At 49.8% G+C, this 25,142-nt stretch carries 24 protein-coding genes; 7 read left to right on the forward strand and 17 right to left on the reverse strand.

The window, feature by feature from the left end:
* Positions 1-77: 77 nt before the first annotated feature.
* Positions 78-572 carry a hypothetical protein gene (locus AB3Y96_RS02055; protein WP_367298375.1) on the reverse strand — a complete coding sequence of 165 codons (495 nt, stop codon included), beginning with the start codon at positions 570-572 and terminating at the stop codon, positions 78-80.
* 207 nt (positions 573-779) lie between these two features.
* Between AB3Y96_RS02055 and glsB the strand changes: the two genes are divergently transcribed.
* Positions 780-1,706: a glutaminase B gene (gene glsB / locus AB3Y96_RS02060; RefSeq protein ID WP_072307888.1), complete on the forward strand. Its 927-nt coding sequence runs from the start codon at positions 780-782 to the stop codon at positions 1,704-1,706.
* Positions 1,707-1,720: 14 nt separating this feature from the next.
* Positions 1,721-2,449, forward strand: coding sequence for a DUF2884 domain-containing protein (locus AB3Y96_RS02065; RefSeq protein WP_367298376.1), 729 nt, complete (start codon positions 1,721-1,723; stop codon positions 2,447-2,449).
* Positions 2,450-2,491: 42 nt separating this feature from the next.
* Here the strand turns inward: AB3Y96_RS02065 and mdoC are convergent, their stop codons facing one another.
* The 6 genes from mdoC to fucP all read right to left on the reverse strand — a co-directional run bounded on the left by mdoC (position 2,492) and on the right by fucP (position 9,799).
* Complete coding sequence (gene mdoC, locus AB3Y96_RS02070) at positions 2,492-3,622, reverse strand: glucans biosynthesis protein MdoC (RefSeq protein ID WP_367298377.1); 1,131 nt, start codon at positions 3,620-3,622, stop codon at positions 2,492-2,494.
* A gap of 124 nt (positions 3,623-3,746) precedes the next feature.
* Positions 3,747-4,502 carry an L-fucose operon activator gene (gene fucR, locus AB3Y96_RS02075; RefSeq protein ID WP_072307885.1) on the reverse strand — a complete coding sequence of 252 codons (756 nt, stop codon included), beginning with the start codon at positions 4,500-4,502 and terminating at the stop codon, positions 3,747-3,749.
* 79 nt (positions 4,503-4,581) lie between these two features.
* The gene (gene fucU / locus AB3Y96_RS02080) at positions 4,582-5,007 is read right to left on the reverse strand and encodes an L-fucose mutarotase (protein ID WP_367298378.1); all 426 of its coding nucleotides are present in this window, start codon (positions 5,005-5,007) and stop codon (positions 4,582-4,584) included.
* 1 nt (position 5,008) lies between these two features.
* Positions 5,009-6,472 (reverse strand): L-fuculokinase, encoded by a 1,464-nt coding sequence (gene fucK, locus AB3Y96_RS02085; RefSeq protein ID WP_367298379.1) that lies wholly within the window; start codon positions 6,470-6,472, stop codon positions 5,009-5,011.
* Positions 6,473-6,620: 148 nt separating this feature from the next.
* On the reverse strand, positions 6,621-8,411 hold the full coding sequence (fucI, locus tag AB3Y96_RS02090) for an L-fucose isomerase (RefSeq protein ID WP_367298380.1): 1,791 nt from the start codon (positions 8,409-8,411) through the stop codon (positions 6,621-6,623).
* Positions 8,412-8,479: 68 nt separating this feature from the next.
* Positions 8,480-9,799: an L-fucose:H+ symporter permease gene (gene fucP / locus AB3Y96_RS02095; protein ID WP_072307881.1), complete on the reverse strand. Its 1,320-nt coding sequence runs from the start codon at positions 9,797-9,799 to the stop codon at positions 8,480-8,482.
* A gap of 657 nt (positions 9,800-10,456) precedes the next feature.
* Here fucP and fucA point away from each other — a divergent pair.
* Entirely contained in the window at positions 10,457-11,104 is a 648-nt protein-coding gene (fucA, locus tag AB3Y96_RS02100; protein WP_367298381.1) for an L-fuculose-phosphate aldolase, read from the forward strand.
* Between the two features lie 36 nt (positions 11,105-11,140).
* The gene (gene fucO, locus AB3Y96_RS02105; protein ID WP_367298382.1) at positions 11,141-12,289 is read left to right on the forward strand and encodes a lactaldehyde reductase; all 1,149 of its coding nucleotides are present in this window, start codon (positions 11,141-11,143) and stop codon (positions 12,287-12,289) included.
* A gap of 358 nt (positions 12,290-12,647) precedes the next feature.
* On the opposite strand, the gene AB3Y96_RS02110 is transcribed toward fucO, so the two are convergent.
* The 3 genes from AB3Y96_RS02110 to AB3Y96_RS02120 all read right to left on the reverse strand — a co-directional run bounded on the left by AB3Y96_RS02110 (position 12,648) and on the right by AB3Y96_RS02120 (position 15,165).
* Positions 12,648-13,220 carry an HdeD family acid-resistance protein gene (locus AB3Y96_RS02110; RefSeq protein WP_072307879.1) on the reverse strand — a complete coding sequence of 191 codons (573 nt, stop codon included), beginning with the start codon at positions 13,218-13,220 and terminating at the stop codon, positions 12,648-12,650.
* 202 nt (positions 13,221-13,422) lie between these two features.
* Complete coding sequence (locus AB3Y96_RS02115; RefSeq protein ID WP_367298383.1) at positions 13,423-14,649, reverse strand: MFS transporter; 1,227 nt, start codon at positions 14,647-14,649, stop codon at positions 13,423-13,425.
* A gap of 216 nt (positions 14,650-14,865) precedes the next feature.
* Positions 14,866-15,165 carry a cupin gene (locus AB3Y96_RS02120; protein WP_072307877.1) on the reverse strand — a complete coding sequence of 100 codons (300 nt, stop codon included), beginning with the start codon at positions 15,163-15,165 and terminating at the stop codon, positions 14,866-14,868.
* A gap of 373 nt (positions 15,166-15,538) precedes the next feature.
* Between AB3Y96_RS02120 and AB3Y96_RS02125 the strand changes: the two genes are divergently transcribed.
* Positions 15,539-16,456 (forward strand): bestrophin family protein, encoded by a 918-nt coding sequence (locus AB3Y96_RS02125; protein ID WP_043490559.1) that lies wholly within the window; start codon positions 15,539-15,541, stop codon positions 16,454-16,456.
* A gap of 162 nt (positions 16,457-16,618) precedes the next feature.
* Here AB3Y96_RS02125 and AB3Y96_RS02130 read toward each other — a convergent pair whose 3' ends face one another.
* The 4 genes from AB3Y96_RS02130 to AB3Y96_RS02145 form a co-directional block, all read right to left on the reverse strand.
* The gene (locus tag AB3Y96_RS02130) at positions 16,619-17,089 is read right to left on the reverse strand and encodes a YlaC family protein (RefSeq protein WP_025798632.1); all 471 of its coding nucleotides are present in this window, start codon (positions 17,087-17,089) and stop codon (positions 16,619-16,621) included.
* Positions 17,090-17,158: 69 nt separating this feature from the next.
* Positions 17,159-17,311, reverse strand: coding sequence for a DUF2474 domain-containing protein (locus AB3Y96_RS02135; RefSeq protein WP_367298384.1), 153 nt, complete (start codon positions 17,309-17,311; stop codon positions 17,159-17,161).
* A 16-nt stretch (positions 17,312-17,327) separates the two neighbouring features.
* Positions 17,328-18,335: a cytochrome d ubiquinol oxidase subunit II gene (cydB, locus tag AB3Y96_RS02140; RefSeq protein WP_367298385.1), complete on the reverse strand. Its 1,008-nt coding sequence runs from the start codon at positions 18,333-18,335 to the stop codon at positions 17,328-17,330.
* A complete protein-coding gene (locus tag AB3Y96_RS02145) occupies positions 18,335-19,738 on the reverse strand; it encodes a cytochrome ubiquinol oxidase subunit I (RefSeq protein ID WP_367298386.1) in 1,404 nt (467 codons plus the stop codon). Before AB3Y96_RS02145 ends, cydB begins: the two co-directional genes overlap by 1 nt.
* A 195-nt stretch (positions 19,739-19,933) precedes the next feature.
* On the opposite strand from AB3Y96_RS02145, the gene AB3Y96_RS02150 reads away from it, so the two are divergent.
* Positions 19,934-21,355: a PLP-dependent aminotransferase family protein gene (locus AB3Y96_RS02150; RefSeq protein ID WP_367298387.1), complete on the forward strand. Its 1,422-nt coding sequence runs from the start codon at positions 19,934-19,936 to the stop codon at positions 21,353-21,355.
* 12 nt (positions 21,356-21,367) lie between these two features.
* On the opposite strand, the gene AB3Y96_RS02155 is transcribed toward AB3Y96_RS02150, so the two are convergent.
* Positions 21,368-21,871 (reverse strand): phenolic acid decarboxylase, encoded by a 504-nt coding sequence (locus tag AB3Y96_RS02155; RefSeq protein WP_025798645.1) that lies wholly within the window; start codon positions 21,869-21,871, stop codon positions 21,368-21,370.
* Between the two features lie 108 nt (positions 21,872-21,979).
* On the opposite strand from AB3Y96_RS02155, the gene AB3Y96_RS02160 reads away from it, so the two are divergent.
* Positions 21,980-22,864, forward strand: a complete 885-nt coding sequence (locus AB3Y96_RS02160; protein ID WP_367298388.1) for a LysR family transcriptional regulator — start codon at positions 21,980-21,982, stop codon at positions 22,862-22,864.
* A 524-nt stretch (positions 22,865-23,388) separates the two neighbouring features.
* Here the strand turns inward: AB3Y96_RS02160 and AB3Y96_RS02165 are convergent.
* Positions 23,389-24,318 (reverse strand): nucleotidyl transferase AbiEii/AbiGii toxin family protein, encoded by a 930-nt coding sequence (locus tag AB3Y96_RS02165; RefSeq protein ID WP_367298389.1) that lies wholly within the window; start codon positions 24,316-24,318, stop codon positions 23,389-23,391.
* Positions 24,305-25,087: a type IV toxin-antitoxin system AbiEi family antitoxin domain-containing protein gene (locus AB3Y96_RS02170; RefSeq protein WP_367298390.1), complete on the reverse strand. Its 783-nt coding sequence runs from the start codon at positions 25,085-25,087 to the stop codon at positions 24,305-24,307. Before AB3Y96_RS02170 ends, AB3Y96_RS02165 begins: the two co-directional genes overlap by 14 nt.
* Positions 25,088-25,142 lie beyond the last annotated feature (55 nt).

The following is a 25,142-nucleotide window of genomic DNA, read 5'->3' on the forward strand; positions in this document are numbered from 1 at the left end:
GTATCCGCACAATTTTATCGTTTTTGACTGCCAAATCGAAGGCTTGCTTGGCAAGTTGCATACCTAAAATCTTTCGTTCACGTACGGTCATTTTTTTGAGTTCTGAAACTGGGGGTCTTGAAAGCATAACCGAGTTCTCCAGGGCCAATATTGTTATTGAGTTCAAAATTTAACCTATTTTCCCCTCTTCGTACAAGCCTATCGTAGAAATGTTTTAAGCGTATATTTTCAGCGTTGGCAAAATAGGATTTAGCATTAAACGTTTGATAATGCTGTTCAATAATTCGCGTGAGAATTTTGCCTAACACCAATAGTTCTCGATAACCAAAGCGCGTTATTTGTGAAACCGGAGATGCATAAAAATGGCCAGACTCAAAGTTATCTTGGCGATCGAATTTGACGTCATAACTAGGTTCTTGCAATAAAAAACCAACCTCATCAGATCTAAACATTAAGTAGCTGGCATCATTAAGATCTACCAAAGAAAACAAACAGGTAAACGGTTGATTATGGATGCTGAAATGGCATAGATGCAGGGTGAAGCCCCCCTGTTTTAGCGCTAGAAATTCCATGTGATTTACTCTCTGTCCATAGCGTTAATTTGCGCAATCTAGCTCTGATCATTTTAATCTTCTAGTGAGATCCACAGCTTATGGAATGCTGTTCGCAAAGTTATTTTGTATCCACGTTATCTCTCCGCTACTCCTTTCCGTTCCGGCGCATTTGCTTTATCCTCCCGCCCGTTATGAACGTATTTTGGATGCATTGTGGAGTAGCGTGTGGCGACTAAGCTGAGTAATCAACTGCTGGAAGATATTCTGGCTCAGGTACGCCCTTTGATTGGGCAGGGCAAAGTGGCGGACTATATCCCGGCTTTGGCTGAAGTGCCTGCGAATAAGCTGGGGATTGCCGTATGTACCGTCGATGGCGAAACCTACCAAGCCGGTGACGCAGATGAGCGCTTTTCTATTCAGTCGATTTCTAAAGTATTGAGCTTGACCTTGGCGCTGAGCCGCTATGCGGAGTCGGATATCTGGGCGCGCGTCGGTAAAGAACCGTCTGGTCAGCCGTTTAACTCGCTGTTGCAGCTTGAGCTGGAGCAGGGGAAGCCGCGCAACCCTTTTATTAACGCAGGTGCGCTGGTGGTGTGCGATATGCTCCAGTCGCGTCTGAGCGCGCCTAAGCAGCGTATGCTGGAAGTGGTACGGGCGCTGTCTGGTGAGCCGGATATCGTGTATGACGCTCGTGTTGCGCGCTCTGAGTTTGAACATTCAGATCGAAATGCGGCTATTGCGTATCTGATGAAGTCGTTTGGCAACTTCGAAAATGACGTAATTACGGTGCTGCAAACCTACTTCCACTACTGCGCTTTAAGAATGAGCTGTATGGAACTGGCGCGTACTTTTGTCTATCTTGCCAATAACGGGCATTCACCTGCGCTGGATGAGCCTCTCATCAATGAGCGGCAGAACCGCCAGATTAATGCCATGATGGTAACCAGCGGTATGTATGATGGCGCTGGCGAATTTGCCTATCGTGTCGGGATGCCCGGCAAGTCAGGCGTGGGCGGTGGCATTATTGCCGTTGTTCCACATGAAATGAGTATCGCGGTTTGGTGTCCAGAACTGGATGCCTCGGGTAACTCACTGGCGGGAACCGCTGCGCTTGAAATCTTGGCACAGCGCATTGGCCGCTCGATTTTTTAGGAGAGAAAGAACGCATGATTCGTAAATTAGGGTTATCTCTGCTGATGCTAACCGCGTGGCAGGCACAGGCAGCATGGGAATGTAACGTTAAGCCGCAGGATGACATCATTGTTAATCCGCAGCAGGTACAGATCGTGGGTGCCAGCGGAAATCTTACCATTGATAAAAACGGCAATATGACCCGCGATGGCAAAGCTGTAGCGCTCAGTGCTAAAGCGCAACAGCAGGCGGTGAATCTGCAATCGGGTATTCGCACTGATTTTCCGTGGATCGATCAAGGTGCTCAGCAACGCTTGGAGAAAGCCCGTGTTTCTCTGGATAAAGTGATCGTTGAGCAGGTGGGTAGCGACAGCAATATTCGTAACCGCCTGACCAAACTGGATTCTCAGCTCAAAGAGCAGATGCAAAAAATTCTAGAGAAGCGCAGCGATGGATACACCTTCCATCACCAAGCCATTTCAAAAGTTGAGCAGGAAGGTCAGAATCTAGTAAACCAAACCATGGGCGGCGTTCTACAAGACAGCATCAATGAGATGGGGCTGAAACAGGCTGCGAATGCTACCAAGTCTGATAACCCGTTACAGGCCATTATGGGCAATCTGGGTGGGTTACAGCAGGCGATCCGTACCGAGTGGAGCAAACAGGATGATGACTTCAAAGCTTTCGGGAAAGACGTTTGCACGCGCATTACTACGCTCGACAACCAGCGTCAGGCGCTGATTAAAGAGCTGCCAAAGGCGTAACCTGCAAAATGATTTGCCAGCCAGAGCGGCTGGCAAATTTCATCATTTAACTGAATTCACCACGGGTTTCTGTGGCTTACCGGAAAACAGGTAGCGCAGCAGAGGCACTCGACGATGTATTTCATACAGCGCTAACGACCCTAATACCACCAGCGTGATGCCAATAATGAATCCAACGAATGGGTTCGGATGCGCGTTTTCCATCAGGCTGCCGTAGATAATCGTCAGTGGATGATGAACCAGATAGATAAACAGCGATGCGCCAACAAAATAGGTGACACCGCGAGACTCTCTGTTCAACAGGCGATGACCTAGCGTGAGCACGACTTTAGTCATCGTCAGGCCAATAATGAAAATCAGGCAAAATTGCACGCTGAGCTGAAGCGGGGCGAAGACCTGTGTATTTTCATTCAGCAAATATAATCCCACCGACGCCGCCGCAATCAGCCCATCGCTGAATGACACCCGCGTGATGTTTTCTTTATGCCTTATATGCACGAATGCCACAGCGCCTAGCAAATAAAATGGGAAATACATCAATGTATTAACCACTAAAAAGTTAAATAACGCTGAGCCGGTAATGTCGGGCATAAACGTTGCACAAAGCTTGTGTAGAACGGCAAAAACCACGCCTAACGTAATGAAAATTGGCAATAACATGTGGGGTGATACTTTGCTCCAAAGCCCGCGATTAACGATGGCGTTGAGCAGCGGTGCGCTGACGACGGTAAGCAAACTTAGCGTGAGTAAAAACCAAAGGTGTGAAATCAGATACCACACGCAAATATTGGCTTTTTGCCACAGATTAGCCTGATCCCAGTCGCCGATCCCCGACGTGTGATGCAGGATATACCAGAACTGGGGCAGCGTGATCAGCACCATCGCGGTTGCCATGGGGATCAATAAGCGCGTTAGGCGAATGTTTAGCCATTTTTTAAGCGGGTATCGCTGATACAGCATGCAGGAAAAGTAACCTGAAATAACAAAGAAGACCTGCATGCGAAAGGCGTGAATAAAATCATTAAATAAGCTGAGAGTCAGGCTTTCAGGCGTGCTATTCACCACCCAATGGTGGGCTGAATAGACCAGTGAAACATGGAAAGGTATCCCCAACAGCATGAGCGTAGCGCGGATATAGTCTAGATAGTGTTCTCGTTGGATAGTTTTAGCCAATGCGTTATACCTAAAAATCCTGTCAGATAAGCCATAAAGTGGCGTAACTCTAGGGAGATAATGCCCATCCGGCAAGTGTTCGCATGCATTTTTGGATTAATCCGTGCTTAAGTAAGACTTCATACTAACGGCTGATGCCCTCATATTCGGCCTCCAATAAAGGGTCAATTTCCGGTGTTTCTAAATTCGTTATCACCTGAACTACATCGCTAATACCACCAATCTTGATTTCACTGGTGCGGTTCATTTTGCTTTTATCTATCAGCAATAAAGATTGTAGTGCACGCTTAAGCAGCAGCGATTTAAATTCAGCGTTGTAGCTGTTGGAATCCCATAAAACGCCTTCTCTATCAATGCCCTCGCACGAGAAGATAAAGAGATCGATTTCGAGTTCTTTGAGCTGGGAAAGGATGGCTGGATTGACATAGCATGCATATTTACGCTGCAGCAGCCCACCGGAGCTGATGAGCTGAATATGTTCCCGTTTCGATAGCTCTTGGCAAATACGCACGCTGTTGGTGAACACGGTGATATCAATATCGGGTAGCTGTTTCGCCAAATACCAGCAGGTTGAGCTGGCATCAAGGGCAATCGTCATTCCTGCATCGATCCAAGGAAGCGTTTGGCGGGCGATATCGGCTTTGCTGGTGAAATGGCTTTTCAAGCGAGCGCTGAAGGGATCGCCGTTGTCTTGCGTATCGCGCTTTATACTTTTGGCGCGACCGTGTTGGCGGATGATCTTACCTTGTGCCTGCAGCGTATTGAGATCGCGCCGGATCGTCTCTTTGCTAACGTGCAGCAGCTCGGCAAGATCTTCGGTTGTCAGGGTTTCATGCTGTCGGATGAGTTCTACGATGGCCTGATGGCGATCTGTTTTCACGATGGCTCTCCTCTCACGAAAAACCATGCGCCGAGTTCTGGCCTAATGGCTGGCGCATGGTTAAATCCAGAGCAAGAGATTAAGGCGTCACCCCTTTTTTTAACAGTATATTCCCGTATTTAGCCGTCTCGCCTGTGATGACGATCGCAAAGGCCTTTTGGGCACGCTCATAAAACGCAAAGCGATCGATACGAGTAACCGAAAGATCGCTGCGGTCATGGCTCGACAATGCCTGCAAATAGCGCTGCTCCACGCTGTCATCCAGCGTATCGCCTTCAACCGCAGCCATCATGACCAACGGCGGGGCGTAGCTATCGAGTTCAAATAGCGGAATGATGGCAGCCAGTAAATCGCTAACGGCTAATCCGTCGGCTCGAATAACCTTTGGCCCCATACTATGAGCGGGAAAATGCGCATCGGAGAAAATGATTTCATCGCCGTGTCCCATCTCTGCCAAGGTCTTGAGCAATTGAGGTGAGATCAGCGGAGAGATATTTTTCAGCATTTTATACTCCTTCCATAAGCAGATTATTTTCGTGAGCAAGAGATTGATATATCTCGCGTTGCTCGCCGGGATAATAAGACTGATAGTGATAATTCACCTGCTGGCGAGCCTGTTCTGGCGAATTGTAGTAACCCACGCCGCTCCAAGCGAACATCGCAGCGCCTAGCACGGTGGTTTCTGCATCGTGCAACACTTTGATCGGGAGATTTAAAACATCGGCTTTAATCTGATTCCACAGCACGTTTCGGCTGCCGCCGCCAACCAGTAATAATTCCTTCGATGTAAACCCACCGATGTTTTCCAACACCGCGAGATTTTGCTGTAGTTGCCAAGCAAGTCCCTCGAGAGCGGAACGGTAGAAATGGCCACGCTCGGTGTGCAAACGCATGCCGCGCCAACCTGCTTGAGCGTGGCTATCAAGCAGCTGGCAGTTCATGCGAAGGCCTTCCGCGCCGGGGCGAATTACGCCTGCTTCGGTAATCATTTGGGCGTAGGCATCGGGGACTTTTTCGTTAGGCCAATAGAGCTGGCGCACTCTTTCCAACACGCCAGACGCTAACCACTGAAGACCGGGGTTGAACAGCCCTTGGCAGCTATCAAGTTCGCAGGTCGAACCGGCAAAACGCGGCAGCAGCGACGTATTTACCTGCGGTGTGCGCACCATCAGAATTTCCCATGTACCGGATGACAACACGGGCTGATCAAGCTCAGCACCGGAGCCAAATAGCGCGAACTGGGTATCATGGCCGGCGGAAATCACCGGTGTGCCTGCGGGAATGCCAAGACGCTCGGCGATTTTCGGTAATAAATTGCCAACATGTTCTCCTGCGGCGGCCATGCGCGGGAAGAGCGTGGAGGGGAGGCCAGTGCGTTGTAAAATAGTCTGGCTAAACGTTTCCTGGCGTACGTCGAGCAGCTGGCTGGTGCCCGCCATAGTGCGATCGGTGGTGAATTCGCCGGTCAGCCGGTGGTTAATCAGCGACGAAATAAACAGCCATGCGTGTGCTTGTTCTAATAATTCAGGCCGATTTTCTTTTATCCAGATCAGTTTATACAAAGTATTAAAGCTAAATTGACCGATACCGGAAATGGTTTGCAGTTCGCCGGGCGTAATATAGCGATCAATTTTCTCCATAATCGCCGCCGTTCGCGGACACTTCCAGCTAATAACCGGATAGAGCAGTTCGCCATTCTTATCGACCAGCGCGCCGTCAACGCCAAAGGTGGTCACGCTCAGCGCATGAATTTGGCAGCCGTTTAGCTGTGGCATGAGCCGCTGACAGCAGTCGGCAAAGCGCTGCAAAATGTCATCTAATGACCAGATATGCCATTGGTCATTTTCTGCGGCGGGCCGGCTTGCATTAGCGATAGACGCCTTAGCTACCACAATGCCTTTGGCGTCTACCGCCATGGCGCGAATATTGGTAGCGCCGCAGTCTAAAATGATCACCACATCATGGTTCATGGTGGCTCCTCGTGAATAAATATAAACAGATTTACCCCACCCCAACCCTCCCCTTGTCAGGGGAGGGTGCCGTTCAGTGACGCAAACCGAACTCGGTGTGCTCCTCCCCCTGCGAAGGAGGAGGCTGGGAGGGGGTCACTCCCGCACATTATTTTTTATACAAAGGCCCGTAGTTTTGGCAGGCGCGATAGTCCTGACCTTCGGTATCCATGCCGTGCGCGGCCCATGACGATGGACGATAGATTTCGCCGTCTTCCACGTTATGCATACACACTGGAATACGCAGCATCGATGCCAGCGTAATCAGATCTGCACCTACGTGACCAATGGTTAGCACGCCGTGGTTAGCCCCCCAGTTCGCCATCACAGAGTACACATCGGTAAACGGCCCTTTGCCGGTTAAGCGTGGGGCAAACCACGTGGTTGGCCATGTTTCGTTGGTGCGCTTATCTAACGTGTCATGTACATCTTTCGGCAGCTCAACGCTCCAGCCCTCCGCGATCTGCAATACTGGCCCAATGCCTTTGATGATATTGACGCGGGACATGGTGAAAGGAACGCCGCCGCGGGTTAGGAAGCGAGATGAATAGCCGCCGCCACGGAAATATTCATGGATCGCAGGGCACCATTCTGTTGCTTGCAGGCAGGCATCCGCTTCTTTCTGGCTGATTTGCCAATGCGGTTTCATGGTTGGATTACCCTGCTCATCAAGCTGGCGGCACGAGCCATCCAGCGCCGCTGAGCCGGAGTTAATCAGATGGATGATGCCGTCTTTGGCATGGCCGGTGAGCTCACTTCCGGTTACGCGTTTGACGGCTTCAGGTGACCAGTAGGTACGAACGTCAGCGAATACCTGTGCGGTGCCGGTGAGCATGTGCCCAAACAGCATCGCAACGCCGTTGAGGCTGTCGTTTTCAGTGGCCACCACAAACGGTTTACGCACGCCGTTCCAGTCGAACGAGCTATTGAGTAACGCTTCAGCGGTATCGCCATTAGGATATTGATCGGTCCAGTGACGCTGGCCTTGGAAGCCCGCTGCAATCGCGTTATAGCCCAGCGATTCCTCGACGAATCCTTGCTGAGCCAGTTTTTTGTTGCCCTGCATCATGTCGCGAATGCACATTGCCATCAGCAAGCTTTCACGTAATACCGCTCGGCTGCTTTCTGGCGAACGACGATATTGTTCGGCGTTCAGGTCAGGCCCAAAGCGGAAGTTGTTATCCGCCCACGAAAGCGCGAGTTCAAGCTCTTCGGCATCGTAAATCTTCTGATCGATACGGCGGCGTAGCTCGGTCATATCTACAGCCTGCACTTTCATGCCGAGCCAAGATTCAAAGAAGTTATGGTCAACGATGGAACCCGCTATTCCCATTGAGACGCCGCCCAGCGACATATAACTTTTGCCTTTCATGCTGGCAACGGCTAAACCGGCACGCGCAAAGCGTAGAAGTTTTTCCTCTACGTCGGCGGGAATGCTGTCATCGCCGCCGTCTTGCACGTCGTGGCCATAAATAGAAAACGCAGGGATGCCCTTTTGGCTATGTGCCGCCAGCGCAGCCGCTAGATAAACCGCGCCTGGGCGCTCGGTGCCGTTAAAGCCCCAGATGGCTTTGGGGCGCATTGGATCCATATCGATGGTTTCACTGCCGTAGCACCAGCAAGGGGTAACGGTGATGGTTAATCCCACATTCTGGCGGCTGAATTTATCTTCGCAGGCGGCAGATTCGGCCATGCCAGCGATACAGCCGTCGGCAATAACGCACTCAACTGCGGCACCGCAGGCGTGGTGCAGTTGCTCGCTTAATAGCTGCGCGGTGGCTTTCGCCATATTCATGGTCTGTTCTTCAAGGGACTCGCGTACACCCATGCGGCGGCCATCAATGACTGGGCGGATACCAATTTTGGGCAGGTTTTGTAGGGTCTGGTGTTGGCTATTCATTCTTATTTTCCTCACGTTAATCGGTAGGTTGTCTTTTTTAAGGTTGAATTGCATTAAGGTTGTATGGCTTAAGCCGTTGCGCGCGGCATGATGTTTGATCTGAACTTGGCAAAGATGAAAATGATGGCGAAGCACAGCGCCGGGATCAGTTCTGCGGTTGGGATGTTGCCCGCCGCATCGCTAACAAAGCCCATGACCGGTGTGACGATGCCGCCGCCGATGATGGTCATAACAATAATGGATGAGCCGTATTTGGTGTCTTGGTCTAATCCCTTAATCCCTAAGGAGAAAATGGTTGGATATTGGATAGACATGAACATGCTGCACAGCGTGAGCGCGATGAGGCCAACGTGTCCGCCTGCCGCCGCAGAAATGATGCATAACAGCATGGAAATAAAGGCATAGATGGCTAAAACCTTGTGCGGCGCATAGTGACGAATAAGCCACGTTCCGCTAAAGCGCCCGATGAAGAAGCACACCATGGTGGCAGTGAGATAATTGGCGGCGAATCCTGGCGTGGTGCCTGGCAGCTCCTCAATGGCGTAACGGATCAGATAGCTCCAGCAGGCGGTTTGAGCCCCGACGTAGCAGAACTGCGCTAATACAGCCCAGCGCCAATGACGAATACGCAGCAAACGCGATACCGAAGCCAGCAGGGAGCCACCTTTATCATCACTATGCGCATCACTTTGGATGGTCGGGAATTTTGTGAAGGCAATCAGCAAGGCCACAAACAGTACAATGGCTACGATCATCATGTAGGGAGACTGAACCGCCAGCACCAAGCTGTGGTTATAGGCCGCCAGCTGCTCCGGTGCCATTTGGCTTAACACTTCGGCTGGCTGATGTGGAACATGAGATAAAATCAGTCCCTGACCAAAAACTACGGCAATAATGGCACCAAATGAGTTAAAGGTTTGGGCGAGATTAATTCTAAAATGTCCTGATTCTTCTGGCCCTAATACGGTAACAAAAGGATTAGCCGCCGTTTCTAAACAGCCAAGCCCAGCAGCTATGATAAACAACCCGATGAGAAATAAAGTGTAATTCATTCCCTCGGCGGCAGGCCAAAATAGTGCGGCACCAATGGCGTAAAATAATAACCCAGTAATAATCCCTGCCTTGTAGCTGAGTTTTTTCATTAGTATTCCGGCAGGAATAGGGATTAGGAAGTAACCAAAATAAAATGCTGACTGTATAAGCCCTGCTTGGAAATTGGTTAAGGTAAATGCCTGCTGGAACTGAGGAAGTAAAATATCGTTTAAGTTGTTAGCGACAGCCCATAAAAAGAAAAGTGAACATAATAATGCAAAAGGAATTAAATAATTTCCTTTACGCTCATGACTGGCAACGCGGTAGTTTTCTGACTGGATTGAAACGTTTCCCATAGCGCCCTCGTTAGGTCATACAGAGATATTGTGTATACCCTTCATACTTGAAGCTGCATCGGTGTCGACTGCGCTTGGTCACCTGAATCACCGGCTAAAACCAGCTCATCGGGATGGACTCTCTTACAGTCTGGATGCAGCGCCAGTTATTTTTGGCATAAATCTGTTCTTCTTCCGCAGTAACACGTTCAGGCACTCTCCGTTCAATCGGAGGCGGGGTGCAATCATGCCGTTTATGCGGTAAGTGAAGCTATTCTTAAAACAAAAAAGCACTAAAAGTATGAGTTCAGTCACATTCAATATTATTGGGGGCGGAAATGTGAAGGCAGTCACTTTAATAAATCAAAAAACATGCCCGTTTTAATCAAATAAGGCTTAAAAAACACAAATAGAATGCCCGATTGTTTTATTTTTAATTTAAACGGTCAGTTCTTGGTTTATTTTTTTGATTTGACCGTTTTTATTTAATGAATTTTAAACGGACATTTTTCTTTTCCTATTTATGCACTTTTTATGTAATGGCGATGTAATTCTATTGAGCTGTGTCACATATTTTAATCAGGGTTTTTATTGTTGTTCTCTACAGGATAAATATGACAGCTACCAACACCGTTATTTTTAAATGACTGATTCCATCAATAATCAGAGAGGCAACAAATGGAAAGAGACTCATTGGCTCGCGAAATAATTCATACCTGCTTGGAAATGACACGTCTGGGCCTAAATCAGGGAACCGCGGGGAATGTCAGCGTGCGCTACCGCGATGGGATGCTGATTACCCCAACGGGTATTCCTTATGAGAATTTGACCGAGTCACATATTGTTTATATCGATCAGCATGGGAAACACGATGAGGGGAAAGTGCCCTCCAGTGAATGGCGTTTTCATCAGGTGGCGTATCAAACGCGCCCAGAAGCCAATGCGGTGGTGCACAACCATGCGGTGAACTGTACGGCGGTTTCTATTCTGAATCGCCCCATCCCAGCCATTCATTACATGATTGCCGCCGCCGGTGGCAGCACCATTCCCTGCGCGCCCTATGCGACGTTTGGTACCAAACAACTCTCTGAGTATGTCGCCGTTGCGTTGAAAAATCGCAAAGCCACGCTGTTACAGCATCACGGCATGATTGCCTGCGAAGCGAATTTACAAAAGGCTTTATGGTTGGCCCACGAGGTTGAAGTTTTAGCCGAGCTTTATTTAGCAACGTTGCCAATCGTTGATCCGGTACCGGTATTGTCTGATGAAGAGATCGCCATTGTGTTGGAGAAATTCAAGACTTATGGCCTGCGAGTGGAAGAGTAGCGCGGCGACAATATTTCTCACTAAGGGGTTTTCATTATGACAAATCGAATGATTTTGAATGAAACATCGTGGTTTGGTCGTGGCGCGGTGAATGAGTTAGTGCCGGAGGTTTTGCGCCGCGGCTATGGTAAAGCGTTGATCGTGACCGACGCTCAGTTGGTTGCCTGTGGCGTGGTGGAAAAGGTGACTGCTAAACTTGATGCTGCCGGATTGGAATATCAGATTTTTGATCGCGTGGTGCCTAATCCCACTATCGCCGTTGTGCAGCGTGGGCTGGCAACGTTTAACGCGAGTGGAGCCGATTATCTGATCGCCATTGGCGGTGGTTCACCGCAGGATACCTGCAAAGCCATTGGCATCATCAGCGCTAACCCTGAGTTTGAGGATGTGCGCAGTTTGGAAGGCGTAGCGCCGACTCATAGCCCAAGCGTGCCGATTTTAGCGATTCCAACCACGGCAGGAACGGCGGCTGAAGTGACCATTAATTACGTGATCACCGATGAGGAAAATCGCCGGAAGTTTGTTTGTGTCGATCCTCACGATATCCCGCTGGTGGCCTTTATCGACGCCGATATGATGGACGGCATGCCTGCCAGTTTGAAAGCCGCAACGGGCGTGGATGCGCTTACCCATGCGATTGAGGGATTTATCACGCGTGGCGCATGGGAGCTTACCGATACGCTGCATCTGAAGGCGATTGAAATCATTGCTCGTTCGCTGCGTAGCTCAGTTGCCGGTCTGCCTGAGGCGGTTGAAGATATGGCGCTAGGGCAATATGTGGCGGGGATGGGATTTTCTAACGTGGGATTAGGCTTGGTGCACGGTATGGCCCATCCGCTTGGCGCGTTTTATAACACCCCGCACGGTGTTGCCAACGCGATTTTACTGCCTCATGTCATGCGTTATAACGCCGCATATACCGGTGAAAAATACCGCCAGATTGCGCAGGCGATGGGGGTTGATGTGGTTCATGCCTCGTTAGAACAGGCGCGAGAAGCGGCGATTCAAGCGGTAGAGAAACTGAATAGTGACGTGGGTATTCCCGCTTCGCTGAAAGAAGTTGGCGTGCGTGAGGAAGATATCGCTGAGTTGGCACAGGCTGCGTTTGACGATGTTTGCACCGGAGGGAACCCGCGCGAGGCGAAAATCGCAGAGATCAGGGCGCTGTATCGGGCGGCAATGTGAAGGTTTGTATGCTGAGCTAAGTGAAGGCTTAAGTGTAATATTTCGGACGCCAATTAGCTCATGCACTTCCATGAAGCAAAGAAACTGATTTTCGAAAAGGGTAGGCCTTTGTGCCGAAAGCTCTGAGGGCAGTTTGTCTAAGCATTGGCAGGGCGAGCCACGCAGACAGGACGTCTGCGTGGAGTTTGGGGCGCCCGGGATGGGCGATACCAAACCGGAGCGAAAATGCCATCTCGGATAAAAGCGCGCGAGTTAAGAGGCCGCGCGCTGGCGGCCTCTTATCGGACGCCTACACCAAGGATTTCATAGTTGTATTGCTTCTAATAGGCGGACGAAACCTTTCACCTATATTTCAAAATTAAGCCTCTCGCTTAAACATCCCCGCGATCTGGAAGCAGCTGAAAGAGCTAAACAGCATTTCAATCCCAACGATGGTAGTGACCAGCGTGAATGACATGGCTGGGCCAGCGGTAATAAACATGGCGGCAATTGCCAAGTCTAAAATCCCAATGATGATTTGCAGCCATCCTCCGCTCACGCCACGCAGTTTGAAACCGGCACTTAAACGAATAATACCGCCGATGGCAAATAGGGTTGCTAGGATCACCGACATGGTGAAAATCCCGACCAACGGATTGGTAATAAATACGTAGCCCATAATGATGTATGCGGCGCCCATTAGAATGCCTGCCACCATCGGCCAGAAATTACGTGTGCGGTTAGCAATCATCCCAATAATCAAACCCAGACCGCTGAGCACAAACAGCGTGCCCACAATGGCACTTAGCGCGGCACCGGAAGCAAAGGGGTTAATCAGGCAGAAAATTCCGCCTAATAGCAGCAGAAAGGAAATGACTAACAGCAAAGTACGCTGTTTTTTGAGAAAGTTTCCATCTAAACCGAGCAAACTTTTACGATCGATATTTAACATGATGACACTCCATTTTCGAGGTTGCGTTCGGTAGCTAAATCTCTGGCTTATTATAGCCATACGACAAGTATACTGTGGGTGCAAAGAATGTCGGAAATCGGTCTAATCAAAGATGGAAAGCAATGCTGCCAGCGATGGGGAATATAAAGAAAAAAGCCACCGCAGGCGGTGGCTTAGTGCAGGTGTTACTTCAAAACTAGATTTAGACGTGGGCTAGCTGGTTATGCTCTTCACGATGTCCCGGCATGCGGATGGTTGCGGACAGCACCAGTGAAATCACCAGCAGAGTCATAATCACCGAGAAGGTCACGATGAAGCCGCCAAACATTGACGCGATGATAGAACCAATGATGCTGCCGATACCAAAGCCCAGATACAGCAGGCCGTAGTTTTTAGTCAGGTTGTTTAAGCCAAAGAAGTCACTGACCAGCGATGGATATACGGTAATGGTGCCGCCGAAGCTGAAGGCGATGCAGGCAACGGAGGCGAAGAACAGGCCTTCATTCAAAGGCACGAACAGCAGTGTACCCATACCGATAAGAGAAATGACCTGAGCCAGAGAGATAACGCGAATACGTGCCATTTTGTCAGACAGGATGCCCAGTACCAAGCGACCACTCAGGTTAGCAATGGCAATCACGGTCACGGCGCTAGCGGCAGTCATGGCAGGCAGATGAACCATGCCTTCACCGATATCTTTCGCCACACCAATCACATACAGGCCACTCATGCAGGCGGTTAGGAACATCAGTGCCAGCATCCAGTACTGTGGCTGACGCACGGCTTCTGCCAGTGTGTAATCCTGCGCGGTGCTTTCACCTTGCGCACTTGATGTAGCAACTTCTTGTTTTGGAGCATCTTTCATCAGCATTGCCCCGGCCATCACCATCACCATGGCGATGCCGCCCCAAATCATGAAGGTGTTTTCCAAGCCGTAAGCGGCTAGCAGGCTGGTATCGATATATTTGAAACCAAGGCTACCTAAACCATAGGCACCAATGGCGCAGGCTGAAATCATACCTTTACGCTCAGGGAACCATTTTACGCAGTTAGACAGCGTCATCAGGTAACCAGCACCATCGGCAAGTCCGACCAAAATACCGGCGCTGAGATACAGCATGATCAGGTTGTTCGAGTGCGCGGTTAAGCAGAAACCCAGCGCTAGCACCACACCAGCGGCGATAGTGACGTTGCGTACGCCGAAACGGTCCTGCAATTTACCCGCAACGGAAGAGGCCACGGCAAGTGCCAGACTCAGCAGGCCGAAGGAAAAGGCCACGCGGCTGATGGGTTCGTCTAGTTTTTCAGACAGAGGGCCGTTGAATAGGCTCCAGGTATAAACGGAACCCAGAGCGAACTGAGTAATGATGGTGCCAACCAGTGTTAGCCAGCGGGTGCGATTGTAATTTTGCATGCCAGTCATATTCATGATGCTGCTCCAGATAAATATTTATTAACTGTGAGTATGTTAAGGCTATCTATAGGGCAGCGATCCATTCTGGGAATGAACAGCCTGAGTGCAGGAATGAAATGCATTAAAGCAGGAGTGAATGAACGAAAAACGGGGTAAAAGAAGGTGATTCAGGGTGATCCACAATTGATGTGGATCACAATTTTCTCATATTAATTCACTGGGAGGGCCGTTTTAGAGCGGTGTTTCCACCAAAACTCCCGTGGAAAGGCAGAAGCATCCGCTGATTATGTTAGTGGGAATATTGACGGATTCACCGGCGATGAGCAGATGAGTCTCTGCGCCAACGGTAAATTCAAACTCTCCGCTAACCACATGCGTGGTGTTACCTTGCATCTGCTTGCGTAGCTGGCTAAAAGCACCAGACTCAAACGTTAACTCAGCGGCCGGTTTGCCGTTTCTGATAACTCCGCTACGGCGGGTGATGCCCACGCCATATTCTTCAGCCGGAGTCTGTGCTTTGAATGTCTCCATGAAACCTATCCTTATTGTTGCGGTTTTTTGTTTCTATGTGAGTTGCTAAAAAAAGCAGGGCACAGCCTAACACTCTGGCTGCAAACAAGCATCAACGCAGGGGGAATTCGCGGGAATAAAGCTGATTCGGCGTGATTTTAATCAGATAATTCTCGCTAGGCGCATCACCGCTTGAAGCACGTAAAATGCAGGCATACACTAGCGCGTCGATCGATTCCGAGATCGTCAGTCCCTGTCTGATTTTGACGAAAGCCGTTTTTAACGAACATTGTTTCCGGTGGAAATTATTTCCAGCGAACATTGTTTTTAATGAATACCGTTTCTAAAAGTTCTGCCGCAGGTTTTTCTCCATCCGTTACAAAACACCTTAATTATGATTGTTAGACCCCAACAACATTGGTTTCGCCGCCTATTTGTGTGGCATGGCTCCGTGTTACCTAAAATTCTCTTCCGCTTAAGTTTAAATTTTGGTTTTGCCTGCATCGCTGTGGTTTGTTATCTGTGGCATGAAATGTTGGATGTGAATCTGACGTTGGCTCCATTTAGCCTGCTGGGCGTTGCCATTGCGATCTTTCTCGGGTTTCGCAACAACGCCAGCTATGCGCGTTTTACCGAGGCGCGCCTGCTGTGGGGGAATTTGCTCATCACCGAACGTTCGCTGCTGAGGGAAGTTAAAAGCCTGATGCCAGATCCGGCAGAACAGGCGCGCTATTTCACTTCGCTGCTGATTGCGTTCACCTACTGCCTGAAGCATCAACTGCGTAAAACCGATATGCGTATTGATGTGGACCGGCTGCTGGCGCCATCGGAGCGTAATTCGGTGCTCAATAGCCATTCTCCCTGTAATACGCTGTTGTTGAAAATGGGGATGTGGTTAGGTGAACAGCGTCGATTGGGACGGATTAGCGACATCAGTTTTCATTCGATAGATAGCAACTTGAACCATCTTTCTTCTATTCTTGGCGGCTGTGAACGAATCTCCAATACGCCGATCCCGTTTGCCTATAGCCTGATTGTGCATCGCACCGTTTACTTATTCTGCGCGTTGCTGCCATTTGCCTTGGTGTCGGATTTACACTACCTCACGCCGCTGGTGTCGGTGTTTATTTCCTATACCTTTATCTCGTTGGATTCACTGGCTGAAGAACTGGAAGATCCCTTTGGCATGGCGCCGAACGATCTGCCGCTCAATGCGATTTCTGCCACGATAGAGATTAATCTGCGAGAAATGATTGAAGATGATGAGAAGCCGATCCCGATGAAGCCGGATCATCATTGTTTGTTGAGTTGAGTTTTACCTCCTCCCATCTTTAACACGATTGCCCCCACCCCAACCCTCCCCCTCGCAGGGGAGGGAGCTTATCTGTGCTCGTTACTAATCAGGTGCTCGGTCTGCTCCTCCCCCTGCAAAGGGGGAGGCTGGGAGGGGGTTGCTAACAATTAAATAGGGCAATCAAACCGGCGATCGATTCTGCCCCACGGCAAAGATATCGTAGAACGACAGTTCAGATTTTCGCTGCATAATGGCGCGTAGCTTCTGTTTGCGTGATTCATCTACCTGAGATGATTGCAGAATACTGTCGACCAGCGCGTCCGGTACCATTCGCGTGTTATACCATTCGCCATTGAAGCATACGCGCAGGTCCAGAACGTCGATATCGTCGTAGTGATAGCGTGGGTTGACGTCAAAAAAGAAGAACAGGTTTAATCCCACAAACAGCAGCGTCATCACCCATGTCACGTCTGCCAGTGTTTCTGACTGCAACATCACCGCCAGCGTAGCCGCATAGGCCAGATACATTCCCACGAATAACCCGGGATGTTTTTTAATAAAACTGATGCTAAAGCGTGGGCGATTATCGCGGTGTTCGGCTTTATTCACCCTGTCGATTTCTTCTTTAAGGATGCGTTCAATTTCGCTCATGGTCGTTCACCTGTATTAATGTTACAGCTTGATAACATAATTCTATCATTTTTGTGTGGTTAATGGCGCTCAATGTGACTTCAGCCCGGCGGCCGTCATCAATAAACGGAATACCATCGAGACACAGCCCAGCGCCAGTACGCTTCCAGCCCAGATAGCCGCTAACCACAGCATGCGTTTCCATAACGGAGAACGGGGCGTTTGTGCTTCAATCGTTGTCATTTTTTACCTCGCTGACTCAGTGATAGCCTTCATCTGCGCTGATTTTTCCGCGAAAAACGTAATAGCTCCAGAAGGTATAAACCAAAATAATGGGGATGATGAACAAGGCACCAACCAGCATAAATCCAAGGCTTTGCGGTGGTGCTGCCGCCTGCCAGATGTCGATAGCAGGCGGAATGATATGCGGCCAGATACTGATCCCTAGCCCGCTGAAGCCGAGGAAAACCAACAATAGGGTCATCACAAACGGTAAATAGTGATCGCCGTGGCGCGTTCCGCGCCAAATCACTCCGGCACACACTAGCGTCAACACGGGAACCGGCAAAAGGAACACGATGTTTGGCCAGCTAAACCAGCGCGCGGCAATGGCGCTGTGCGCCAGCGGAGTCCAAATGCTGATGATGGCAATAATAACCAGCAGAGCCAGCAGTAAAGGGCGCGTAATGCGATACATTTTATCTTGCAGCTGATGGCTGGTTTTCATGATAAGCCACGTGCTGCCCAGCAGCGCATAGGCGCACATCAGGCCGATACCGCAGAACAGGTTAAACGGTGTAAGCCAATCAAATGCACCGCCGACGAAGGTGCGCTCTGTCACGGGGAAACCGTGAATCACGGCACCGACCACGATACCTTGCATAAACGTGGCGCAGCCTGAGCCAACGATAAAAGCCTTGTCCCAGAATCCGCGATGATTAGGTAGTGCTTTAAAGCGAAACTCAAAGGCGACGCCGCGGAAAATCAATGCGATCAGCATCAGCGTGAGGGGAATAGATAACGCATCGACAATCACCGCGTAGGCCAGAGGAAAGGCACCAAATAGCGCCGCGCCGCCGAGCACTAGCCACGTCTCGTTACCGTCCCACACGGGGGCAACGGTGTTGACCATCATGTCGCGCTCTTGCATATCACGGGTGACGGGCAGCAACATGCCAATGCCTAAATCGAAGCCATCCATCACGATATACATTAAGGTGGCGAAAATAATGATGGCGAACCAAATGAGCGGCAGATCGATACCCATTAGTGAGTCTCCTGCTGATGAGAGGGCTTAACGGCAATACGTCCAGCGGCGGTCGGTAACGCTTCGCCGTGGGCTGCTGGAAGAATCGGTTCAGGGCCTTTACGGATCAGCCGCATCATATAGGCATAACCCACGCCAAAGACCGCACCGTAGACCACGAAGAACGTCAGCAAACTGATGCTCATATGCAGATCGCCATGAGCAGAAACGGCATCTTTAGTGCGCATCAGGCCATGCACAATCCACGGCTGGCGACCGACTTCGGTGGTTATCCAACCGGCTAAAATAGCGATAAGTCCCGAAGGCCCCATCCAGAACACGAAATGCAGGAAAGGGCGCGATGTGTACAAACGCTGCCGATAGCGCAGCCATAAACCGATAGCACCCAGCAAAATCATCAACATGCCAAGGCCGGCCATGATTCGAAATGACCAGAACACCAGCGGCGAATTTGGACGATCCTCTTTAGCAAATTCGGTTAATGCAGGCACTTGTTTATCCAAACTGTGCGTCAGGATCAGGCTGCCAAGATAGGGCACTTCCACTTTAAAACGCGTTTCTTCGCGCTCCATGTCGGGCAGCCCGAACAGAATAAGCGGCGTTGCTTCGCCGGGTTTATTGTCCCAATGGCCTTCGATCGCGGCGATTTTTGCAGGCTGATATTTAAGTGTGTTAAGGCCGTGCATGTCGCCGATGAAAGCTTGAAGCGGAGCGACGATAAGCGCCATCCAGAGCGCCATTGAAAGCATTTTGCGCGTGGCTGGCGTGTCGTTTCCACGCAGTAGATGCCACGCGGCAGAAGCGCCGACAAAGAAAGCGCTGCTCAGGAAAGCGGCGGTGGTCATATGCAGCAGGCGATACGGGAACGAAGGGTTGAAGATCACCGCCAGCCAATCAACCGGAACCACCTGACCGTTTACGATTTCATAGCCCTGTGGGGTATGCATCCAACTGTTGGACGCCAAGATCCAGAACGTCGACATCAGCGTGCCGAGCGCCACCATGCAGGTGGCAAAAAAGTGCAGCTCTTTGCCTACTTTGTTCCAGCCAAACAGCATGACACCAAGAAATCCGGCTTCAAGGAAAAACGCGGTGAGCACTTCATAAGTGAGCAACGGGCCGGTAATACTGCCCGCAAATTGGGAAAATCCGCTCCAGTTGGTGCCAAACTGATAAGCCATCACTAAGCCGGAAACTACGCCCATGCCGAAATTGACGGCGAACACTTTCGCCCAAAAGTGATAGAGCGTGCGGTAATCCGGGTTACGCGTTTTGAGCCATAAGCCTTCAAGCACCGCCAAAAAGCTGGCTAGCCCGATGGTGATGGCAGGGAAAATAATGTGAAAGGATACCGTAAAAGCAAACTGGATCCTGGCGAGATGGAATGCGTCTAATCCGAACATGGACAGCCTCGTACTGACATAAAGTTCTGCGCGGTAAATTGCAGGCGTGAGAAACGGAGTGCCGGAGCGATCAGGGCCGGAACGATGAAAGGGATCTTACGGGCTGTAAAATAGATATGACAGAAACAGAAATGTTGTTTTAATGTATAACAGTTTGATTTGGATCATGGCGATGACACCCTCTCGGAGAGCGCAGTGGCAAAATATGAAGACTTGGTAAAACGCATTCGCGGGCAGATCACCGCTGAAATTTGGCAAGTTGGCGATAAGCTGCCGTCGCTGCGTGAGCAGGTTTTGCACTCTGGTTTGAGCCTGATGACGGTGATGCATGCCTACCAAATTCTAGAGAGCCAAGGGTGGATCGTTTCCCGTCCGCAGTCGGGCTATTACGTTGCGCCTCAGGCGAAGTTTTTAGCCCCATCGCCTACGCATGAACCGGTGCAGCGTGCCGAAGAAGTTGGTATCAACGCGTTTATTTTCGATGTTTTGCAGGCCAGCCGCGATCCCGCCATTGTGCCGTTTGGCTCTGCGTATCCCGATCCAACCCTGTTTCCTCGCCAACAAATTAGTAAATCGTTGACCACGGTGGCGCGGGCGATGACCACGCTAAGCGCTACGGATAATTTGCCGCCGGGCAATGAGGATCTACGCAAGATCCTCGCGAAACGCTATGCCATGCAGGGTATTCGTATCGATCCTGAGGAGATTGTCATTACCGCTGGCGCATTGGAGTCGCTCAACCTGAGTTTGCAGGCCGTCACGCAGCCGGGCGACTGGGTGATTGTGGAAAATCCGTGTTTTTACGGTGCATTGCAGGCGCTCGAACGCTTACGGCTAAAGGCTCTTTCAATTGCAGCGCATCCCGAATTCGGTATTGATTTAGCGGCGTTAGAAGAGGCGCTAAATACTTATCCGGTACGCGCGTGCTGGCTGATGACCAATATTCAAAACCCGTTAGGCTGCACGCTTTCGGTCGAGAAAAAACAGCAGCTGGTGGCGCTCTTACAGCGGCATAACGTGTATTTGATTGAAGATGACGTTTATGGCGAGCTGTATGCCGGCGGCGAAAAACCGCTTCCGGCCAAAGCCTTTGATGAGACAGGAATGACCATGCACTGCTCTTCGTTCTCGAAAAGCTTGGTGGCCGGATTTCGTGTTGGCTGGGTGGCGGCGGGAAATATGGCGAGAAAAATCCAGCAGCTGCAGCTCATGAGCACGCTTTCGACCAGCGCACCGATGCAGCTGGCGCTGGCGAATTATTTAGCTACCCGCAGCTACGACAGCCATTTGCGGCGTCTGCGCCGAGTGATGGAGCAGCGAAAATATGCGGCATGGCAGTCACTGCGCGCGCATCTTCCGCAGGGCGTGAATATTAATTATTCACACGGCGGCTATTTTTTGTGGGTCGAGCTGCCTATCAATGTGAATGCGACCGAGCTGTATCATCGCGCGCTGAATGAAGGGATTAGCATTGCCCCCGGCCAGATGTTTTCTGCCAGCAATCAGTACACCAACTATTTTCGCTTTAATGTGTCTCATGAATGGACAGACAAAAGCGAAAATGCGGTGCAAAAACTGGCAGTTATCGTGCGTGAAATGATGCAGATCGCTGATTAGACGATGCTCTATCTATAGATTATGGGGGAAATTACGAGGCAACTCGCTCGCAGGGCAATTAATCACGCTTTCGTTATTTTCACCACAGTCACGAACAAACGTAATAGTCGCAAATTCGTCAATGACTTCAGTTGGATAGGCAGGACCTGCATCACGATAGGCTTCCATTTCTGCTATATGCTCGTTTTGGAAACAAACCGTTTTTTCTGGATTATTGATGACCCAGCGAGGGAAGAAGATTGTTCCATGAAAAACGTTATCTTCTAAGTTAACGATTAGGCTAACATCGGTTCCGGTCGGCTCCGTCCACGAAATTTTATATACCGCTTTGGCTACGCGAACGATATAGGTCGTTTGATCTTTTACCCAACGATTCCCCACGATCCCACTATGAATTCGATAATCTAACGTTGTGGCATTTTTGACATAGATTTCATAATTCCAGCCGTTGTCATAGGTATAGACCAAGTGTTTGCCCACTAAACCGCTCAAATCGTTTTTATCGAAGTTGCTCATAATTTTTGTCTCCGTTTCATTTGATGCGTTCAGTGTAGAGATGTATTTATTAGATTAATAACGCTAATATTGAGTTAAATAGATTCAAAAATTAGATTGGTTATTGAAATGAAAACAACGCTAGAGCAATGGATGTTGTTGCAGGCAGTGATTGATCACGGCAGTTTTTCGCGCGCTGCAGAGGTGTTTAACCGCAGCCAGTCGTCGTTGAGCTATCAACTCACCCTGATGCAGGAACGGCTTGGGGTGCCGCTGTTAACGATTGTTGGGCGCAAGGCCGAATTGACGCCTGAAGGACAGCAGCTATTGGCACAGGTTCAGCCTCTGCTACAAGGATTTCGCACGCTGGAAAACCGCGCTGAGGCTCGAAAACGCGGTGAGCGCGCTCGCTTAGACTTGGTGGTTGATAGCATTTTTCCTAAATCACATTTATTTGATGTGTTGCGCCGTTTTCAACAGGCTTTTCCTATGACGCAGGTACATCTCTCTGAGGTATTACGCAGCGAGAGTTTATCTGAGCTAAAACAACGCAATGCAGATGTTTACCTGATTACACCAACCCAAGATGTGGCATTGCGCGGGCGCTTGCTGATGGAGATTACTTTTGCTGCCGTTGCTCATCGAGATCATCCTTTGCTGCAACTACCGGTTCCACTTAGCCGAGATGATTTAGCCCGCTATCCTCTGATCGAGATTGTCGATCGCTCGCAACAGCAAATGAACAGCCGCCAGTCGGCGGCGGCAGAGAGCTGGACTTTTACCACAATAGAGGCGGCCATCGCAGCTGTTGCGCACGGGGTCGGTTATGGGTGGCTACCAGAAGAAAAAATTGCGCCGCTGTTAGCTTCTGGGGAATTAGTGTTGTTGCCGTTAGTTCAAGGTGAACGCCGCTCAACGCCACTTTATCTCTTGGTTAACGAGGAGTTAGCTGGAATAGATCGCGAGATTTCTTTGCTGGTGAGTTTGCTTGAGGGGAGTCCGATGAGTGGCTGATTCAGAAAGCAAAAAACCAGCCCTTAGGCTGGTTTCTTTAAATAGTGGTACCCGGACTCGGAATCACCTCAGCGATCAACATGCTGTTTTTTTTATTGGTTTTGTTGATAAATCAACCAAATAGCGCCCCCACAAAGGTCCCCATAAAAAGGCACTGTATTTTTGTGATTATCGTCACTAAAAATTGACGTTTGAGGGGAGGGGCTTCGTTATGTGTGGAGTCAGGTTCACAAATAACGGTCTGAGGTTCACATAGAGTGAATGGAACTCCACATATAACGGTTCGGGGTTCACATATAACGGCGTGAAAAACATATCCACCTCGCTCGTAGGGTGTTGATCCGTCACTCCTGCATTGAGCTTTACGTCGATATGTCGGATTAGCCGCTTTTGAGATAATATTCTACGGTGTTGATTATTATTTATTGAATCATATGAATATTTTTATTTGTTTTTGAGATGTAGACATGAAACAGTTGAGATAACTAAACATCTTGGTTCAATTCAATCTCTCAGAACCAGAGCTAAAAATACTGCGCCAAAACCCCCTCTAACTTGCTCACCGCCGCTGCATACTTGGCTGGGTTCTTATCATTCAGCACTGCCAGATTACGCAGCTTCCAGCGAATAGCCGGAAGACGCTGAATTTCAGGATAACGATACAGTGACCAGTCAGGACTATTCTGCTTATAACTAAGCAAGAACTGGCGATCCTGATCCGTAAGATGTGATTTCAACGCCTGCGGTAGCAAAGTTGTTACCGACAAAAGAGATTCCAGCGACGTTTCCTGCCGCGTCATCCCGGAAAATTCCTGTGCGTACAGCGTAGCGATCCGTGCAATATCCCAGTTAGGAGTCAATAGTTCGGCAATAGGGCGAGGATGGCCTGCCAGATAGCAAAGAAAACCGTCAAAGATCTCGCGTGTCAGGCCCGGTTTCTCCAGCATATTCAGTACATCAAACAGATCTCGTGGATGCTGACGATCGAGTGCAGCGCAGATTTTACCGCCGTAAAGATCTGCTAGTGAGACGACACTCATCGTGGTGAAGCCATACTCCATTTCCACCTGTTCGCACACCGGCATTTCTGTTGGTGGCGCTAGTAGTCCACGCCAGACCGGGCTGACCTCAATTTTTATCTGCGCATCAACGGTGTTAACGATGATGCGTTTTTCATCTGCTTTATTCTCCTGTCGGATGGCAGTGATCCCTGGCCTACCGTTCAGCGATTCCGTTATGTGCATCAAGGCGTCATTGATGGCTGCTAGATCGGTATCGCGATCCGCATAGGTCTTATATGCCAGATCGATATCTACCGACAGGCGAGGGAAATCCTGTACAAACAAATTGATCGCCGTACCACCTTTCAGGGCAAAACAGGGCACCTTCGCCACATGTGGCAGTGCAGTCATTAATAACCTGACCTGCCGGGCATAAATATCACGCAGATCCATCTTCGACTCCTTCCGGTTTAAATGCACGGGGAACGGTTATTTGATAATCCGGCTCCAGCCAACCGTCGGGAACGATTTGTCGCTTTCCTGTGCCTGTTTCTATACCGCTTTGATCGAGATACTGAAAATAAGGGTGTTCATTGCGTCGAGCGAGGTAGAGCATCACCCGGTTAGTTTTAATTGAATGACTGGCACAGAGTAGTGCCTGCAATTTACGCGGGCTGAGAAGATTCATCCCCTGAAACAGGGCGTCGGCATGTTCGAACGAGATCAATGCAGGAACGCCGCTGGCGATTTCATACGCGGCGAGTTCTGGGACACTGCATGCTAATTGTCGATCACCGATATTCAGCTTTGTCGTGAATGGCGTTATATCGACGGTGAGGCCAGACGTATACAGTGTGACAAACGTTGCAGATTGTTTAAAGGCAGCGAACCATCCCGGTAGTTTGGCGTAAGCCGGAAGCTCGAGCCAGATCTGCTGTCTGCCCGGTTCGGTATAGTGGGCATGGCCCTGTAACGCAAGGCTAGTCAGCCCCGCCACGCGAACAGGCTTTCCCCACTGTGTTTGCAGGCAGTAAACCGCATCCACCCAATCCGGTTCGCGACCGGGGCGGCAGTAAACGCCATGGGCGATCCGATTCAGCCAGCCACTCTGAACATAAACATAAGAGAGCTTGCGATCGATACCCTTACTGGTCAGCCATGACTGGAGCAGTACCTGACCGGGTAGGGTGTTTTGCATCAGCCAGTTTAGATTATTCGACAAATGTCGCCTCTGAATTGACATTAATATGAATATTTAAACTAGTGTAGATTGATGT

Origin of the sequence: Hafnia alvei, from assembly GCF_964063325.1 — a bacterium.
GTDB classification, from domain to species: Bacteria; Pseudomonadota; Gammaproteobacteria; order Enterobacterales; family Enterobacteriaceae; genus Hafnia; species Hafnia alvei_B.